This is a genomic window from Flavobacterium sp. CAU 1735 (genome assembly GCF_039888695.1).
In the GTDB taxonomy this organism is placed as follows: Bacteria; Bacteroidota; Bacteroidia; order Flavobacteriales; family Flavobacteriaceae; genus Flavobacterium.
In genome coordinates this window covers 152,819-171,040 of record NZ_JBDQQQ010000005.1, presented here as the reverse complement: position 1 = coordinate 171,040, position 18,222 = coordinate 152,819, and the positions used below count along the sequence as shown (strand labels likewise).

The 18,222-nt window shown below is 40.7% G+C and carries 14 protein-coding genes; 7 read left to right on the top strand and 7 right to left on the bottom strand.

Translation table 11 applies throughout. From position 1 onward, the window contains the following. The first annotated feature begins 67 nt into the window (after nt 1–67). Nucleotides 68–766, top strand: coding sequence for a DNA repair protein RadC (gene radC / locus AAFN64_RS12785; RefSeq protein WP_300485401.1), 699 nt, complete (start codon nt 68–70; stop codon nt 764–766). On the opposite strand, the gene AAFN64_RS12780 is transcribed toward radC, so the two are convergent. Then, on the bottom strand, nt 758–1,171 hold the full coding sequence (locus AAFN64_RS12780; RefSeq protein WP_347760699.1) for a Fur family transcriptional regulator: 414 nt from the start codon (nt 1,169–1,171) through the stop codon (nt 758–760). The genes radC and AAFN64_RS12780 overlap by 9 nt on opposite strands. A gap of 276 nt (nt 1,172–1,447) precedes the next feature. Between AAFN64_RS12780 and AAFN64_RS12775 the strand changes: the two genes are divergently transcribed. From AAFN64_RS12775 to AAFN64_RS12755, 5 genes are read left to right on the top strand one after another with little or no spacing between them, the layout of a single operon-like run. Continuing rightward, nucleotides 1,448–2,077 carry an ATP-binding cassette domain-containing protein gene (locus tag AAFN64_RS12775; protein WP_347760698.1) on the top strand — a complete coding sequence of 210 codons (630 nt, stop codon included), beginning with the start codon at nt 1,448–1,450 and terminating at the stop codon, nt 2,075–2,077. Beyond that, a complete protein-coding gene (locus tag AAFN64_RS12770; protein WP_347760697.1) occupies nt 2,074–3,339 on the top strand; it encodes an FtsX-like permease family protein in 1,266 nt (421 codons plus the stop codon). Before AAFN64_RS12775 ends, AAFN64_RS12770 begins: the two co-directional genes overlap by 4 nt. Next, nucleotides 3,332–3,877, top strand: a complete 546-nt coding sequence (locus tag AAFN64_RS12765) for a hypothetical protein (protein WP_347760696.1) — start codon at nt 3,332–3,334, stop codon at nt 3,875–3,877. Before AAFN64_RS12770 ends, AAFN64_RS12765 begins: the two co-directional genes overlap by 8 nt. Nucleotides 3,878–3,886: 9 nt before the next feature. Further along, complete coding sequence (locus tag AAFN64_RS12760) at nt 3,887–4,576, top strand: YjjG family noncanonical pyrimidine nucleotidase (protein ID WP_136403032.1); 690 nt, start codon at nt 3,887–3,889, stop codon at nt 4,574–4,576. A gap of 19 nt (nt 4,577–4,595) precedes the next feature. Then, nucleotides 4,596–5,339, top strand: coding sequence for a hypothetical protein (locus tag AAFN64_RS12755; RefSeq protein ID WP_347760695.1), 744 nt, complete (start codon nt 4,596–4,598; stop codon nt 5,337–5,339). Here AAFN64_RS12755 and AAFN64_RS12750 read toward each other — a convergent pair. Continuing rightward, nucleotides 5,336–6,613, bottom strand: coding sequence for a replication-associated recombination protein A (locus AAFN64_RS12750; RefSeq protein ID WP_300485414.1), 1,278 nt, complete (start codon nt 6,611–6,613; stop codon nt 5,336–5,338). The two genes, AAFN64_RS12755 and AAFN64_RS12750, sit on opposite strands and share 4 nt — an antisense overlap. Before the next feature lie 128 nt (nt 6,614–6,741). Here AAFN64_RS12750 and AAFN64_RS12745 point away from each other — a divergent pair, with 128 nt between their 5' ends. Continuing rightward, nucleotides 6,742–7,548, top strand: coding sequence for a rhomboid family intramembrane serine protease (locus AAFN64_RS12745; protein ID WP_347760694.1), 807 nt, complete (start codon nt 6,742–6,744; stop codon nt 7,546–7,548). Between the two features lie 33 nt (nt 7,549–7,581). On the opposite strand, the gene rlmB is transcribed toward AAFN64_RS12745, so the two are convergent. The 5 genes from rlmB to AAFN64_RS12720 all read right to left on the bottom strand — a co-directional run bounded on the left by rlmB (nt 7,582) and on the right by AAFN64_RS12720 (nt 18,194). After that, complete coding sequence (gene rlmB, locus AAFN64_RS12740; RefSeq protein WP_136403036.1) at nt 7,582–8,316, bottom strand: 23S rRNA (guanosine(2251)-2'-O)-methyltransferase RlmB; 735 nt, start codon at nt 8,314–8,316, stop codon at nt 7,582–7,584. Nucleotides 8,317–8,386: 70 nt separating this feature from the next. Continuing rightward, on the bottom strand, nt 8,387–9,961 hold the full coding sequence (locus tag AAFN64_RS12735) for a SusD/RagB family nutrient-binding outer membrane lipoprotein (RefSeq protein WP_347760693.1): 1,575 nt from the start codon (nt 9,959–9,961) through the stop codon (nt 8,387–8,389). A gap of 20 nt (nt 9,962–9,981) precedes the next feature. Then, nucleotides 9,982–13,104 (bottom strand): SusC/RagA family TonB-linked outer membrane protein, encoded by a 3,123-nt coding sequence (locus tag AAFN64_RS12730; protein WP_347760692.1) that lies wholly within the window; start codon nt 13,102–13,104, stop codon nt 9,982–9,984. A 377-nt stretch (nt 13,105–13,481) separates the two neighbouring features. Further along, a complete protein-coding gene (locus AAFN64_RS12725; protein WP_300485426.1) occupies nt 13,482–14,960 on the bottom strand; it encodes a SusD/RagB family nutrient-binding outer membrane lipoprotein in 1,479 nt (492 codons plus the stop codon). A gap of 3 nt (nt 14,961–14,963) precedes the next feature. After that, nucleotides 14,964–18,194, bottom strand: coding sequence for a SusC/RagA family TonB-linked outer membrane protein (locus tag AAFN64_RS12720; protein ID WP_347760691.1), 3,231 nt, complete (start codon nt 18,192–18,194; stop codon nt 14,964–14,966). Nucleotides 18,195–18,222: the final 28 nt, after the last annotated feature.

Below are 18,222 nucleotides of genomic sequence, written 5' to 3'. Positions count from 1 at the left end.
AACTTTATTTTTATTAGAATAACGGACTTTGAACGAAACTAGTATTAAACAAAAAATATACGCCAAAATGAAAGTAATCAACTATATCCCAATTAAAGACTGGGCACCTTCCGATCAACCCAGAGAAAAACTAATCGAAAAAGGCCGAACCATTTTAAGTAACACCGAATTGCTAACCATCCTGATACGATCCGGTAGTGAAAAAGAAAGCGCTCTGGACCTCTCAAAAAAAATTCTGGGTAGCCTCGATAATAATTTAAACGCTTTAGGGAAGCTATCCATCAAACAATTAATGTCCTTTAAAGGCATTGGTGAAGCAAAAGCAGTAACCATAATCGCAGCCTTGGAATTAGGGAGGAGAAGAAAAGCCGAAGCAAGTAAATGGAACCTCCCGATTATTATGTCCAGCAAATCCGTTTTCACAATTATGCAGCCTATCCTAGGAGAACTGGGGCATGAAGAATTTTGGATTCTCCTCTTAGATAACTCCAATAAAGCAATTCATAAATACCAGATCAGTAAGGGAGGTTTGGTGGCTACCCTTGTAGATCCAAGACTGATTTTTAAAACTGCCCTTGAATATAGCGCAACCGGTGTGATCTTAGTTCATAACCATCCTTCCGGATCTCTAAAAGCCAGTGAAACCGATATTAGTATCACCTATAAACTCAAAGAAGCCGGAGATTATCTGGATATTAAAGTACTCGATCATATTATCGTAACTGAAAACGAATACTTTAGCTTTCGGGACGAAGGATTACTCTGAAGCATTACATTCCGGACAAATTCCACTAATTAAAATTTGTTGCTCCCGAACGGTATAACCGGAAGGTAAATTAATCCGGATAGCAATAGACTCCATGCAAGTCGTTTTTTTACATTTTTCACAACTAAAGTGAACATGATCGTGATTGTGTTCTGACTGCTCTTTGGATTCACATTCCTTACATAAGGCATATTGAACCACCCCGTCAAGGTTTGTAATTCTGTGGAGTTTTCCCTCGTCAACGAGTCGATCCAATGCCCGGTATATTGTAACCCTGTCATATGTGTTTCCAAAATGATTGTGGAAATCTTTATGGGCTAAGGCGGTATTTTGTGCCTTCAACAGTTCAAGTATCGCAGTTTTGGTACCGGAACTACGTTCTCTTTTGATTTTTTTTTCAGCCATCTTTAAAATGAACAGGTTGTGCTATTGCTTTGTAAGCCTTTGCAACAAAATTACAAAAAATCAAAATACGATGCTTTGGTGTCAGAAAGGTTCATGATCGAAACGAAGCGATACTGTGGCTATTGAAAGAAACACTAGCTTTTGTTATATTATTCATAATAAAAAGAACCGGAACTAATTTTTTGTTATTTTTGATTGGCTTAGTATAAATAGCTCTTTAGGAGCTATTTTTTCTTTTAAAATAGCCTACATTGGATTTATTAAAAGCATTTGATAATGATTGCTACTAAAAATATTACGTTCTCATACGGGAAAGGGACTTCTTTTGCGTTTCCCGATATTAGCTGTTCTGATGGTGATACCATACTGATTACCGGTGGATCCGGAAAAGGAAAGACAACATTGCTACATCTTTTGGGTGGACTTTTACGACCTCAGGCAGGTGAAGTCCTTATAAATACTACCGATATCGGAATATTGTCTGAAAAAAAACTGGATCATTTCAGAGGGAAAAACATCGGACTGGTTTTACAGCAATCCTATTTTATAGGCGCATTATCCGTACTTGAAAATGTCGAATTGGCCTCCTGGCTGGCTTCGGGTAAGCAACGTACCGAAAAGGCTAAAGTGTTATTACAACATCTCGATCTCGAAAATCATATCCATAAGTTGCCTTCACAACTTAGTATTGGTCAGCAGCAACGGGTTTCGATTGCCAGAGCGTTGATCAACGAACCAAAAGTACTTTTAGCAGACGAACCGACTTCCAGTCTGGACGATGAAAATGCGTTTAAAGTTGCCGATTTACTGGATAATCTGGCCAAAGAATATCGTTCGGCACTGGTAATCGTGACACATGATTCCCGATTAAAGCAACGTTTTACCAATCAAATTACGCTGTCATGATTACAAAATTAGCCTGGAAAAATACTTGGTTTAAGCCACTCAATACAACGCTAAGCATTATTTTGCTAACAGCCAGTGTGGCGATTATTACAGTGTTAATTCTGTTGCAAAAACAATTTGAGGAAAAATTTTCCAGCAATGCCGATGGAATCGATTTGGTTTTAGGCGCGCAGGGAAGTCCGTTGCAACTTATTTTGTCTTCCGTATATCAGGTGGATGCGCCTACTGGTAATATCGATTATCAGGAAGCCAAAAAATGGATGACAAATCCTTTTGTAAAGACAGCCATTCCACTGGCTTTTGGCGATAATTACCACGGTTTTAAAATTGTTGGAACCACTACCGATTATATGGAAAAGTATGCTGCAAAAGTAGTGTCGGGTAAAGCCTTTGAAAAGGATTTTGAGGTTGTTGTGGGAAGTGAAGTGGCTAAAAAACTAAACCTGAAAACCGGAGATAAATTTTTTGGATCCCATGGCGATGCCGAAGAAGGCGAGGTTCATGAAGAACATGCCTATCATATCGTTGGCGTATTATCGGAAACCGGAAAGGTAATCGACAACCTGATTCTTTCGAATATCCAGAGTGTTTGGGCGATGCACGATTCGCATGAACATGGCGAAGCCGAAATGCACGACCACGATCATGAAGGACATGACCACGATCACGCGGAAGCCGATCATCATCACGATGCAGTTGGGATTAGTGAGGAAGGAAAAGAGATTACAGCTGTTTTATTGAAATTTCGAAATAAAATGGGGATTGTAACCTGGCCGCGAATGATTCCGCAAAATACCAAAATGCAGGCGGCTTCACCGGCTATTGAAATCAACCGACTGTTCACTTTGTTTGGTGTCGGACTTCAGGCTTTGCAATACCTGGCGTATGGAATTATGCTGATATCCGGAATTAGTATTTTTATTGCTTTATACAATACATTAAAAGAACGAAAATATGAATTCGCCTTGTTGCGAGTGAACGGAGCAACCCGTTTTCAATTACTGTATCTGGTCGTTATTGAGAGTTTGATCTTATGCGTACTGGGTTATCTTTCCGGCACAATAGTTGGAAGAGTAGCACTACTGTTTATTTCCGGTTCCTCCGAGGAAGAATTTAAAATGACATTTAACCCTTTTGAGTTTGTCTGGGAAAAAGAAGGATTCTTATTTTTACTGACTATATTTGTCGGTGTTTTAGCGGCTGTTATTCCGGCTGTTAAGGCGTATAAACTTAATATTTCAAAAACTTTGGCCAATGCGTAAAAAATCGATAGTAGTAATAGCCCTTACGGCACTGCTTTTAGTCCTGGAATACGGTTATACTCCGGAAAAAGCACAAAACAACACACCTGCGGATACAAAAATGGAAAAAGCAGGATTCGTTAGTTTTACGAACAGCCGAAACACTATAGTAACGGCAAGTTCGGATACGCTTACCTGGAAATTGCTGGGTGATATTAAATATGTAAAAAAACAACATAAAACATACGGAGAAGTAATGTTCCCGCAGGTAAATGCGAAACTAAAACTAACCAATAAAAAGCGCATTGTGATGAGCGGGTTTATTATCCCGATCGATAACAAGTCCTATGCGTTAAGTAAAAATGTGTTTGCATCTTGTTTCTTTTGTGGTAAATCCGGGCCGGAAACCATTATGGGAATTAAGTTTAAAGGAGAAACACCAAAATTAAAAACCGACCAATATGTAACATTGGAAGGGAATTTTCGCTATAACGATAGCGATGTAGAAGACTGGGTTTATCACGTAGATGATGCCGTTATCGTTAAAGGAGCCAAATAAAATACAAGCATGAGATTTACGAATAAAACCGATATTTTTTTCGATCTGGATCATACCCTTTGGGATTTTGAAAAAAATTCTGCATTAGCTTTTGAAGCAATCTTCGAAAAGCATGCAATGCCTATTTCGATGGAAACTTTTCTGGAATACTATATTCCAATTAATTTTAAATACTGGAAACTGTATCAGGAAGAAAAAATTACACAACAGGAATTGCGATATTCCCGTTTTAGAGAAGTATTCGACTTGTTACAATATCCAATCGACGACGCGAAAATCAATCTTTTAGCACAGGAATATATCTGGTATCTGCCAAAGTTCAATCACCTTTTCGATGGTGCTATCGAAATCCTGGATTATTTAAAACCGAAATACAACCTGCATATCATCACGAACGGATTCCATGAAGTTCAGGAAGGGAAACTCAAAAATGCCAATATCGACCATTATTTTATTACGATAACCAATTCGGAAAAAGCCGGAGTTAAAAAACCCAATCCGAAGATCTTTGAATTTGCATTGGATCTTGCCCGAACGGATAAAGACAAAAGCGTGATGATTGGCGATAGCATGGAAGCCGATATCGAAGGGGCGTTAAATGTTGGGCTTGATGCCATCTTTTTTAGTGAATCCGACTATGGGGACGCTTTAAAAGTGCCACAGGTGCGTCACTTGTTAGAACTTAAAAAAATACTTTAGAATAGTAAATCAAACCAATATGAAAAAGACTGGTGTAATGCTGACAATCCTGTTGCTTTCGGCAACGGCATTTTCGCAACGACTAACGGATTATAAATATGTTATAGTACCGGCTAAATTTTCCTTTTTGAAGCAAGCCAATAAGTATAACCTGAACGCTTTAACCAAAATGGTTTTTGAAAAGAAAGGGTATACAGTGTTGTATGATACGGATATTATGCCGGATGAGGTTGCTCAAAATAGATGTAATGCGTTATTTGCTAATATGGTGGAGGATAATACGGTTTTCAATACCAAAATTAAAGTGGAGTTGACAGATTGTAAAAATCAAACTGTTTTTATTTCGGAAGAGGGAACCAGCCGATTAAAAGAGTATGATAAAGCCTATATCCAGGCCTTCCGAATTGTAGGGAAATCGATTGAGGAAGGATTACAGGATGCTAAACCGCTACCAATTCCACCACTAAAACCTGCGCCACCTGTAACGGAAAATCTGGTTGTACAGGAAGCCATAAAAAAAGACCCAATAACTACAACGGTTATATCCGGACAATTGTTTGCACAACCGATAACAAACGGTTATCAGTTAGTGGATAGTACGCCGAAAATCGTTTTAAAAATATTTAAAACCAGTAACCCGGATATGTATACCGCTAAAAACGATAGCGTTCAGGGTGTATTGATCAAAAAGAATAACGCCTGGATATTCGAATACTATCAGAACGAAAAACTGGTATCCGAAAAACTGGATATTAAGTTCTAATAATTGTATTTATCCTTCCAACGGTTTTTTAGAAAATCCCGGGTTGCATTTTCCCGGGAATTATTTCCCGGATCATAAAATATAGTTTGCTGTAATTCGTCCGGAAGAAACTCCTGATCGACAAAATTGTTTGCATAATCGTGTGCATACTTGTATTCGTCTCCATAGCCCAATTCTTTCATGAGTTTGGTAGGAGCGTTGCGCAAATGTATCGGAACCGGTAAGTCGCCGGTTTGTTTTACCAGTTGCTGTGCCTTTCCAATAGCCATATAACTCGCATTACTTTTGGGAGATGTCGCCAGATAAATAGCGCATTGACTCAATATGATGCGACTTTCCGGATAACCAATTGTTGTTACCGCCTGAAAGGTGTTGTTGGCCATAATTAAAGCCGTAGGATTGGCATTACCAATGTCTTCCGAAGCCAGAATCAGCATGCGACGCGCAATGAATTTAACGTCTTCGCCACCTTCAATCATTCGTGCCAACCAATATACGGCTCCGTTTGGATCGCTACCGCGGATGGATTTTATAAAGGCGGAAACAATGTCATAATGCTGTTCTCCGGTTTTATCGTACAATACGGTGTTTTTCTGGACCAATTGCATGACTTTTTCATTGGTGATTTCAATTGTATCGCCTTCGGATGCATGGATCACCAATTCGAAAATATTGAGTAGTTTTCGCCCGTCTCCGCCCGAAAGTCGTAGTAACGCTTCGGTTTCCAACAAACGAATATTTTTGGATTTTAAAATCGTATCTTTTTCAAGCGCCCGATGTAATAAGGCTTCAAGATCTTCCTTGGAAAACGGATTCAGGACATAAACCTGACATCTTGACAATAAAGCGGGAATGACTTCAAAACTCGGATTTTCGGTCGTGGCTCCAATAAGGGTTACCCATCCTTTTTCGACAGCCGCCAATAAGGAATCCTGTTGTGATTTACTAAATCGGTGGATCTCATCGATAAATAATATCGGGTTTTTGGCCGTAAACAAGCCACCGCTTTGTTTGGCTTTATCGATCACTTCACGTACATCTTTTACCCCGGAATTAATCGCGCTTAAAACATAAAACGGGCGTTTGCTTTCCTGTGCCATGATTTGGGCGAGGGTTGTTTTTCCGGTTCCCGGTGGTCCCCATAAAATTAGCGACGGGATGATACCGCGTGCAATTTGGTGGGTTAAGGAACCCTGTTCGCCAACCAGGTGTAGCTGACTAATATAATCGGATAAATGTTGCGGACGTATGCGTTCTGCCAATGGTGCTTCCATGTGGTAAAATTACAAAAAACTAACTTTTGAATGAAGTACGAATGCAATTTTGAAAAGAAGAACTGACAAAAAAGCATTAAAATCTTTTTGGTGATGTTTTTGATGCGTAGCCGGAAGAAATAAATGGCATGAAAGAAATAGACTTTAAATTTTCACCTTCGGTACTGGCCTGGCCTTTGTACTTCGTTTTGACGCTCTGGCTGGTTTTCTGGGTGGAGGTCAGGTTTAAGATTAGCCTTTCCGATTATGGAATTTACCCGCGAACATTGTCCGGGTTAAAAGGAATACTGTTTAGTCCGTTCCTGCATGGAGATATTAAACACCTTTATAATAATTCAATACCTTTATTAATGCTGATTGCTGCTACGCGGTATTTCTATCGGAAACAGGCATTGGAAGTTATCGTACTGGGAATCCTGCTTTCGGGTTTCGGAACCTGGCTAATTGGCCGGGAAAGTTATCATATCGGTGCCAGTGGTTTGATTTATGTTTTGGTAAGTTTTATCTTTTTTAAAGGTATTCAAACCAAGTACTATCGACTGGTGGCGTTGTCGCTAACCATTATTGTATTGTATGGTGGAATGATTTGGTATGTGTTTCCCAATCCGGAGGAGAATATTTCCTGGGAAGGACACTTGTCGGGATTTGTTACCGGGTATTTATTATCGTTTTTTCTGAAAACACCCGAATATAAAAAGCCAATACGCTATGAATGGGAGCATCCCGATTTCGATCCATCGCAGGATCCGTTTATGAAACACTTCGATGAAAACGGAAATTTTGTAAACCTGCCAAAAGAAGAGGAACTGGAAGTTGTTGAACCGGATATACTTTCTGATCTATATTTTAAATCGGATATGCCGGTTTATTATCGGATTATATACAAACCGAAGTCGGATACGGAACCTGGAGATAGCACACAAAAAAAGGATTAAGTACTACTTAATCCTTTTTTTGTATTTCTATTTTTAACTTCTCTGACGGACGGTTTCGTATAGAAAGGCACCACAGGCAACCGAAACATTCAAGGATGAGATCGTTCCGAACATCGGTAGTTTTGCTTTTTCATCTACAATTTTAAGTACCGACGGATTAACCCCTTTGTCTTCACTTCCCATGATAATCGCCAAAGGACCACTTAGATCGATATCATAAAGAAGACTTTCGGTTTTTTCGGTGGCCGCTACTGTTTTAACACCCGATCCCTGAAGGTAAAAAATAGCATCCTTGATATGGTCTACCTTACAAATTGGCACATTGAATACCGCACCAGCCGATGTTTTTACCGTGTCGCCGTTAACCGGAGCAGAACCCTGTTTTTGGATAATAATCCCATCAACACCGGTACATTCGGCAGTTCGGATAATGGCACCAAAATTACGGGCATCGGATAACTGATCTAAAATCAGAAAAAGTGGTTTTTCACTTTTTTCAATAACCGATTCTACAAGAGATTCAAGACTGTAAAAAGAAACCGGAGCAATACTTGCCACAGCACCCTGATGATTATTGGAGGTTAAGCGGTTTAGTTTTTCTATCGGAACATATGAAAAATTAATGCTGTTCTTTTTGAGTGTTTTCATCAACTCCTGCATCAGGTCGCCCTGAGCTTCTTTCTGAATAAAAACCTTATCTATTTCTTTCCCTGCATTTACGGCCTCAATAATTGCTCTGATGCCGAATATTAAATGTTCTTTTTCCATACCGGCAAAGATAGAAAAAACCATCACATAAATAATGTGATGGTTTTAAATGAAATGAATTAAGAGTGGATTAATTTGTGTCCCAGATTAGTTTTGTATTTAATTGGTCTCCTCCTATGTTTTGTGCGGCGTGATAGTACTCTACTGTATTCAGATCCTGAAGATTTACAGGGTAAGTAAGTCGTGCAGGCATCTCTGTCAGGTTAACCAACGGTGTGAAAGTATACGTCAGTGTGCCTGAAACGGGATTAACGAGTGTGCCGGTTTCTCCTGGTTTAATGAGGATATCCGGATAACCGGTGCGTCTGTATTCTGCCCAGGCTTCATAAGGCTGCATAAACAACGCAATGTATTTCTGAGTCAATACATTTTTTTGATTCGCGGCCGGAAGTCCGTTGATATAGGTTGTTATCTGATCTTCTGGGACGCCCCATTTTTTCATGGACGCCTGTACTCCCTTTTGATAATAATCCTGATTCCATCCGTTTATTTCAGATAATAGGAATGCTACTTCGGAATATTCCATCAGATATTCGGTATAATCCGGTCTGAAAATAGTAGCACTGAATAAGGATACGCCGCTAACCTGACTGGTGGTTAGCTGAGACGAAATTCCATACGGCATACCTTGGTAACGCGTTAAGTCAGAGGACTCCTCATAATTTTTATGTAGCGAATTCTTTTTTGTAGTGCCTATCGGAGCTATTATTTTTTGTAACCTCGGATCCGGACTAAAAGGGCCGATCTGACCTTTTAAAAGATCAATAAAGGTTTTTGATGCGGTAAAATCGGTTCGATTATCGATAAAAAAAGAAAAATAAGTTGGTGCCGGGTTGATCATGTTGTCCTCGAATGTTACGCCTACACTGTCGGCGTTGGATTGCATTATTCCGGATGCAATTGCCTCTTGTATATGTATTGCGGCTGCCGGGATAGTGTTTTTTACCCGATTGGCGATCCGTAGTCGTAATGAGTTTCCAAAACGTTTTAATTTTTCAGCATTTCTAAAAATGATATCCTGATTTTCGTAGAAAATGACATCATTTAAATCAATCGATTCGACGGCTTCTTTTAATTCTTTTAATAAATCCGTGTAGATTTTCTGTTGGGAGGCAAACTTAGGTGTTGGATTATTAATGTCTAATGCTTGAAAATCAGGATCGTCATTTCCAAAAGAGTAATAAGGAATATCACCATAAGCGTCTACGAGTTTATGAAAGTTATAGGCAAGCATGATCCGGGCAGCGGCAATCTGATTGGCCTGATTACCATAGGTGGTCATTTCGGAAGCTGTAGCCGGATTGGTATTGAGATCCAGTATTGATTTAAAATTCAGGGCTTCTATATAGTATGTGTTAAACAAGTGAAGATTCACCGTTTCTCTAAACAGGAAGCGATCTTCGTCAGTATAATTGAGTTGTGCCGAGTATTGCATCCAAGGTAGTGTCATTCTGGCTGAACCGAATGCACCTCTTGTGGCAGAACCGACAATAGTTTTTGTCGCACCATTAAATAAACCCGGAGTACTTACTTTTGTTGGACGATTGGGGTCGGTGTTGATTTCTTCAAACCGGTCGGTACAACCGGAAAAGATAAATACTATCAATAGTACTATCCGTATGAATATCGATTTTAATAGCTTCATAATGTTATACGTTAAGTGAATCAGATTTTAATTGTTACAGTCATTCCGTATGTTCTGGTTGAAGGAAGTGAGCCTCCTTCCAACCCTTGTATGTTACCGCTTCCGTAACTTGTGTTTTCGGGATCCATTCCCTTCCAACCTAATCCCCAGGCGAAAATATTTCGCGTAAAGGCTGAAAAAGTCACCTGACTTATTTTTTTTCCGATAGCTTTTTTAGGTAAATTGTAATCTAAAGTAATTTCCCTTAGTTTGATGTAGCTGGCATCAAAAACGTTTTGTGCATCAACACTATTGGAATGGGCCCGAGCCCATCGATAAGCTGGAATTACTTTGGTGTTTGGGCTTCCATCTTCCAGAACACCGTCGAGTACGATCCCGTTTTCCCTAATTCCGTTGGCGGCTGTTTCTTCCAATACACCGGCATAATGTCCATACATATGGGTTGTTGAAAAATAACTTCCTCCTTTTTGAATATCGATTAAGCAACTCAAGTTCCATTGTTTATGATTGAAAGTGTTGCGAATACCAATATTATAATCCGGAATAATACAGCCTAATGCTTTTCGTTCTCCTGTTTTATAGGTTCCGTTGGCATTGATTATTCGCTGTCCCTTTTCGTTATAGGCATAATCGTACCCGTATATTTGACCATATTTTTCACCAACAACAGCCAGTAAGGTAACCCGGGGAGTGATCGAAGTTGCCAGTTGTCTTGATTTAGTGTCTTTATATAAAGAGAGGAGTTTGTTATCATTTTTTGAGAAGTTACCTTTGATATTCCAGCTGAAGTTGGAATACTTTATCGGTGTAATGGATAGCGAAAGTTCAATACCGCGGTTGCGCATTTTGCCGGCATTTACATATTGGGAATAAAAACCGGTTGCAGCTGTAACCTGTAGCGGTATGATAAGATCTTGGGTGACATTTTCATAGAGGGCGAGGTCGAAACCTAGCCGGTTTTTGAATAGCTGTACTTCCAAGCCGATTTCCTTGTCGATTTTTGTTTCCGGAATTAAATCGGGATTGTTTGCTGTTTCATTATTGTAATAGAAAGGAATTGATTGAAAAGGTCGGCTGATTTCGTAGTAATTCGCAAGCGAATAGGGGGAAGCTCCGTTACTCACTTGTGCCCAGCCACCTCTGATCTTTCCGTAGGATAACCATGAAACATTCCGTAATAATTCTGAAAATATAAAACTACTGGTTACCGATGGATAATTTGCCGGTCGGGTTACCGTCGAAAACCAATCTTTCCTATTGGTCACTTCCAGATAGAGCATGTTGGCATAACCTAACGAAACCATTGCGTATACACTGTTGACACGCATTTGGGCACTGGCATTAGTAGCAGTCGCAAGATTTTTAGAATTAGAAAGATTGTATAGATTAGGAATGATCAGTCCGCCGGTAGTGCTGCCTGATAGTGCATTGTTTTGATGATGTCTACGGTTGATTCCAATAAAGGAATTGAGGCTGAATTTGTCCCAGCGTTTGTCAAAATGCACTCTTGCTTCGTAATTCATCTCTGAGGTCTGCCGTATAGCCTGTGAATATCCGGACAAGGCCTGTGAATACACTGCCGTTTTATTCTGGACGGTGAAATTATATTGATCGCCATATATATTTCCAACAGCATAGAGGTTTTTGTTGAAATTGTATTTTAGTTTAATACTTCCGGTATAACGGTTTCTTAGGTCTTCGGAAGTGTTTTCATAAGTCGTCCAATACGGATTGTCAGAATACAAAGGGGTAGGATCCGACCATGATGTCCTGTTCCAGGAACGTTGCTTACCATTGGGTAGTTTGTAATTTTTTAGGTTGTCAAAATCCAATTGTCGTTGCCCCCATTGGAAAAATTTCTGCGCAACGGAATTGCCATCATATCCTTGAGTAGGTCTATTAAAGGCATTGGTGTTTGTATAGGAAAGCGTCCCATCAACCCTGAGGTTTTCGTGTAGCATGGTGCTTCCGTTTATTGCGAATGTGTTTTTTACCAGTTTTGAATTTGGCACAACACCTGTTGTATACTGGTTGGAAAGCGAAATCCTGATAGTACCACTTTTGGTCGCATGACTTACGGCCACATTATTGGTCGTTGTATAGCCTGTGTTAAAAAAAGAAGGCACGTCTTTTCGCGGACTTACCCAAGGTTTCGTTACCAGATAATCGTTTGGATATTCAGGATCGAATGCACTCCAGGGAAGATAGTGGAGGTTGGCATTATATTTAGGTCCCCAGCTTTCGTCGGTACTATAGTCGGCAAGATTGTATAACTGACCATTAATGGTAGCGGTTGGCAGTATACTGGACGAACCGCCGCCATATAGGCTTTGTAATCTGGGCATGATATAAATATTTTCCAGCGTTAAACCTGTTTTTATGGAAAGTTCCGTTTTTCCGTTTTTCCCGGATTTTGTCGTATACATGATTACGCCATTTGCCGCTCGTGAGCCGTATAAGGCCGCTGCCGGACCTCCTTTTAATACGGAAACCGATTCAATGTCATCGGGATTGATATCGGCTGCTGCATCACCGTAATCCCTACCGCCGCCGCCCCTTTGCGCGTTGCCGCTGTTATAATTAGAGTTGTCCATAGGAATACCATCGATAACAATGAGTGGACGATTATTTTGTGTAACCGAACCAATACCTCGGATGAGGATTCTTGAAGAGCCGCCCATAGTGGATGGGGCGGTTACCTGAATTCCGGCAATATTCCCGGATAATGCACTCAGAGCATTGGTTTGCCCGGCGTGGTTGATTACGTTGCCTTTAATCTCCTGGACGGAATATCCAACGGCTTTTTTTTCTCTTTTGATGCCTAATGCGGTTACAACAATAGTATCCATTTCGGTGACTTCTGCTTTCAGGACGATATTCAAAGGTGTAATATCGGCTTTGACTTCTTTTGTTTTCATCCCCAAAAAAGAAATCGTTAGAATGGCTGTCGGGCTTACTTTTATCGTATATTCTCCGTTCATGTCGGTCTGAATACCGTTTGTTGTGCCTTTCTCAATAACACTCACACCTGGTATAGGCAGGTTGTCGGAATCGGTAATCCGACCTTTCACATTTCGCTCTTGGGCAAAGAAATACTGGGTTGCTAATATAGCGGTTAGCAAGAACATAAACTTTATTCTCATAGGTCTACTTTTTTGATTCCCATATAAGGTATAGCCTTAATGGGGGGTATCCAAAAAACAAGATCCTGAGTAATTTTTTTTACGATAATACGGTTTGGTGTAGTTTTTACTATTAATAATATAATATGATGCAATGGAATTATTGATTCCTGTATTGTTTTGTTAAGAACAAAAGATGAATGAGTGAACTATTTCTAATTTCAGGGTATTCTGTGAAGAAATGAGTAGTTTTTGTGTGTATTTAAGTAGGGGATAAAGAAGCTGAATGTGTTGAAAATGGCACTAAATAAAATAATGATGGCAATCGGAAATAAAAAAACCACCACATAAATGCTGTGATGGTTTTTAAATAACTCAAATAAAAAGAACTAGATTTTCTAATTTACATCCCAAAATACTTTGGTTGTGAGTTTATCGCCACCTATGGCTGCACTCGCTGCCTGATAGCTGGCTCCGTTAACGGTTTGCTCATTTACCGGATAGGTGAGGCGAACCGGAATTTTTCCTTCGGCAACAGGGAAAGCACTCGCAGGAGCGGTTAAGCCCGGAGCATCAAGTCTTCGGAACGAATTCCAGGATTCAAAACCTCTGTTGTAGAATGCGATCCAGGACTGTTTGCCTATTTTTTCTTTCCAGGTTCCCGTTGCTGTGGCATAGGCTACAGAAGGTTGCGTCAGATAGGTAGCAACATCCGATGCGGCCACATTCCAATAGTTTAATGAGGCGGTTACGGCTGCGGTATAGTAAACGTCGGGAGTTCCGCCAACGCTATAACCTCTTGCAGCTGCTTCGGCCAGGTAAAAATTAACTTCGGCCGCATCAAAAAGTACTCCTTTGGCATCCGGTTTTTTAATTTCATCCCCAACATGCGAATAGGACGTTTCATAAGGCTGGGTGTTGGTGTAACCGTAAGCACCACCTACATAACTACCGTCTGCCATCGGAGTAAAATAAATAGGTCTTCTCGGATCATTAAGTGTGTTTAACTCATTTACAAAAACAGATGTCGGTACAAAGTCATTACGGTTGCTGGCTACCAATTCTCCAAAAATCTGGTTGTAGTTTGGTGAAAAGGAGTTGAATTGTACCAAAGCATTATTGGTATTGGTGGTAATAACGCCGGCAGTAAAGGCGCTCTCGATAGACGATTGTGCCAGAGAACTGTTTACATCCGATAAGTTAATGGCTAGTTTTATTTTTAAGGAATTGGCAAATAATTTCCATTTGGTAACATTTCCGTTGTATAACAGATCACCACTTGAAAAGGAAGCATGACTGTCGTCCAGTTCGGCAATAGCGGCATTTAAACGGTTTAGCAGATCCGGATAAATGGTCTGATCGTCATCGTATTTGGGTAAAACAATATCAACCGGTTGTAGTGCTTCCGAATACGGAATATCACCAAAGGAATCAACGAGTACCTGATAGGTGTAAATGTTTAGGATCTCGATGATAGCCGATTTGTTTTGCTGTATTTTGTCCCAGTCTGCCTGTGCAATATTTTCCGGTTTGGCCTCGGCATCGACTACTTCTTTTGCCGTTTTCAGGTTTCCTAAAACACGGGTGTATAATATCCGCCAGTGGTTGTCCGGAATTCTTCGGCTGGTTAAGTTGTAACGGGATTCAGCTCGGTATAAGGTCGCGGCCCAATATTGGGTAAAGTAACGGAATACATTCAGGTTGACGCTGGGCGTGGTTAACTGATCGGTTAGCTCTTTCTGAGAGTTTGCCAATAAAGCTTCGGCCGAAGCGGCATAGGTCTTACTGGTATCGTCGTTAAAATTGTCGTCATCATTAACACATCCTGTGAAAAAGAATGATGCGATTGCGATTATAGGGATTAATAACTTTTTCATCTTTTAGAAATTTAATTTTACATTGAAAGAATACACTCTAATCGATGGCATTACACCACTTTGATATCCCTGAATGTTACCGCCGGACGAACCTGCTTCAGGATCTGCATAAGGGGTGTGTTTTTGTATAATCCACAAGTTGTTCCCGATTAGACTAAAGGAGACTCCTTTTATAAACGAATGGCCCAGTAATTTCGATGGCATGGTGTAGTTTAAGGCAACTTCTCTTAGTTTTACGAAAGAAGCGTCGTATACAAAGGCTTTTTCCGGATTGGAGTCACCTCCAAATACATTGGCCGAAGCAGTCGCATCAACACGTATGTCATTGGGCGTTCCGTCTTCTTTTACCCCCGGTAGGATAATACCACCACCCTGACTCAACGGGCTTCGTATCGGATTGCCCAGGTCGTTAAGTCCTGCTGTTTCCGGATATAGTCCGGTTTCCTGTCCGTAGGCTTGATCAAGTGAGAAAATGCTACCGCCTTGTCGTACGTTGATCAAGAAGCTAAGGGAAAGGTTTTTGTACGTAACTTTATTGGATACACCACCAATCCAGTCCGGTTGGATATTTCCTAACACCTGATCCGCGTTTGTAAGGTAAAGTCCGTCGTCGCCTACAACCGGATTTCCGTTGGCATCATATACATAATCGGTTCCGCGGATGGTTCCGTAGGGTTCTCCAACGGTTGCGTTTAACGAAGTACGCTGGAATGTGGTTAGTAACAGGTTGGTTCTTCCGGAATCCAGCGATAGCAGTTTGTTTACGTTTTTCGACCAGTTTACATTGATTTGCCATGAAAAATCGGTGGTTTTGATTGGTGTTGCACTTAAGGCAACCTCGATTCCTTTGTTTTCCAGTTCCCCGGCATTAATCTGTTTGGAGATATATTGTGTGGATGGCGATTGTGGTACAAAGAAAATCTGATCTTTTGTATTCGTTTTATAAACGGAAGCATCCACGCTTAAACGGTTTTTAAAGATAGAAGCTTCCAATCCTAATTCCCACGAATGGGTGATTTCCGGTCTTAGTTTTTCGAATTCGATTAACTGATCACTGTTTCCAAAAATAGGATTGTTGTTGATGGATCCGTTATTTTGTTTGGCTCCCAATCGGCCGTATACCGGGTCGTTACCTACACGAGCGTAGTTTAAACGCAATTTGGCAAACGACAACCAGTCGGCTTTTAGCATTTCAGAAACAATAATACTGGTTCCGGCAGAGTAGTAGTCGTAACCGCGGCTTGATTTTGGTAAAGCCGTCGATTCGTCATGGCGGAAAGATCCTTCCAGATAAACCATTTTTTTATAGTCGATATTGGCTTGTGCATAAACACCTGCTTTTTCGTATGGAATAGTCGATTCCACCGGCGGAATAAATACTTTTGAGTTAGAAAGGCTGTAGATGCCCGGTACTAACAATCCACCTGCTGTAGCACCTTCGAACGAATACACATCGGCGCGGATAAAGTTAAAACCTCCGATAACCTTAGCCGAAACATCAGAACCCAGGTTAAAATCATACGTACCAATGATGTCGTAGTTTTGTTGCAGGAAGTCGCGGGTGTACATTACATATCCGGACGATTCGGTTGCCTGATTGGTCGATTGTGTGATTCCGAATTCCTCGGCGTGACTGCCAATTGCTTTACGCAGCTCTTGTTTGTCGTAGGAATAATCAATACCCACACGACCTAACAGGTTGAAGTTTTTCGTGATGTCAAAACTAATACTGGCTCCGGTTAGCAAACGTTTACGGTTGTCGCTGGTATAGTTTTCGTAACGATCGAAGTACGGGTTGTTCCAGAAATTTGGACGTAAATCGCCGTTAGTAGGGTCGATCTGGTTCCAGCTTACGTTGCTTCTTGTTCTGAAATATTCACTTTTTAAAGCTTGCATGTCGACATTCACCGGCCACCATTGTCTAAAACCGGTCAGGATATTGTCGCCATATCCAACGCTATTTCTACCGGTTACACTTTGATGCGTAAAGGTCATAAACGAATTCACTTTGATTTTGTCGTTCAGGTCACGGGTATAGTTACCGCTGATCGTATTTTTTACCAGTTTACTATTGGGCATAATTCCGGTTTCGGAATTGTTGGTATAGCTCAGGTTAAAAGCACTGTCGCTGTTACCACCATTTAAGGAAACGTTGTTTACATAGGAAGTAGAGTTCTGGAAAAACGTTCCCGGATTATTGGCAGCGGCTACCCAAGGTGTCGCTTTTCCGTAATTCGGATTTCCCGGTACAAAGGCATCCCATTGGTAAACCATTAACGACGGATTAAAAGCATTTCCATAGGAAGCATCGTCTCCTGTAGATGCTACCAGATCCGGAATACCGTCGCCATTTACATCGGCACTGTAAATACTATCTTCTCCGGCATATCCCTGTCCGTATTCGGTTTGATATTTTGGAAAAGTAGATTTGTCATAATACCCCACCGATACGGTAGAGCTGGTTGAAATTCCGATTTCGGAGTTTTTCTTTCCTTTTTTAGTAGTGATCATGATGGCGCCCTGTTGAGCTAAACTTCCGTATAGCGCTGTCGCAGCCGCACCTTTTAATACGTTAATCGATTCGATGTTGTTCGGGTCAATATCTGCTGCCGCATTACCAAAATCATAACCATCACGACCGTTTACAGCGTCCTTACTGTTTAGGTTGGCATTGCTAATCGGAATACCGTCGACTACGATTAAGGCCTGGTTATTTCCTGTGATGGATTTGGCACCACGAAGTACGATATTGGTCGAACCACCAAAGTTTGAGTTGATTTTTACATCCAATCCGGCTACTTTACCGGCTAAATTGTTGACGAAGTTTACTGTAGGAGAGGAGTTTACCGCTTCTCCTTCGAGTTTCTGAGAGGCATATCCCAGTGATTTTTTGTCTCGTGTAATACCTAAAGCGGTTACAACAACACCTTCCAGTACTCGGGCTTCTTCTTCCAGTTTTACATTTAGTACTGTTGCATTCGCCCGTAACTCCTGGGTTTTCATACCAATAAAAGTATATACCAGTGTAGCGCTAGGGCTAACTTTAACCTTGTAATTACCGTCAAAATCGGTTTGGGATCCATTGGTAGTTCCTTTTTCAACTACGCTAACACCGGGTAAAGGTAAACCATTTGTATCGGTCACTTTCCCGGAAACGATTCTTTCCTGTGCAATCAGATTTTGCACCAGTAACACTAAAAAAAGTGTTAAAAAGGATTTGATTTTTACTCTCATTTTGGTTTTTGATTACGGTTATGCAATC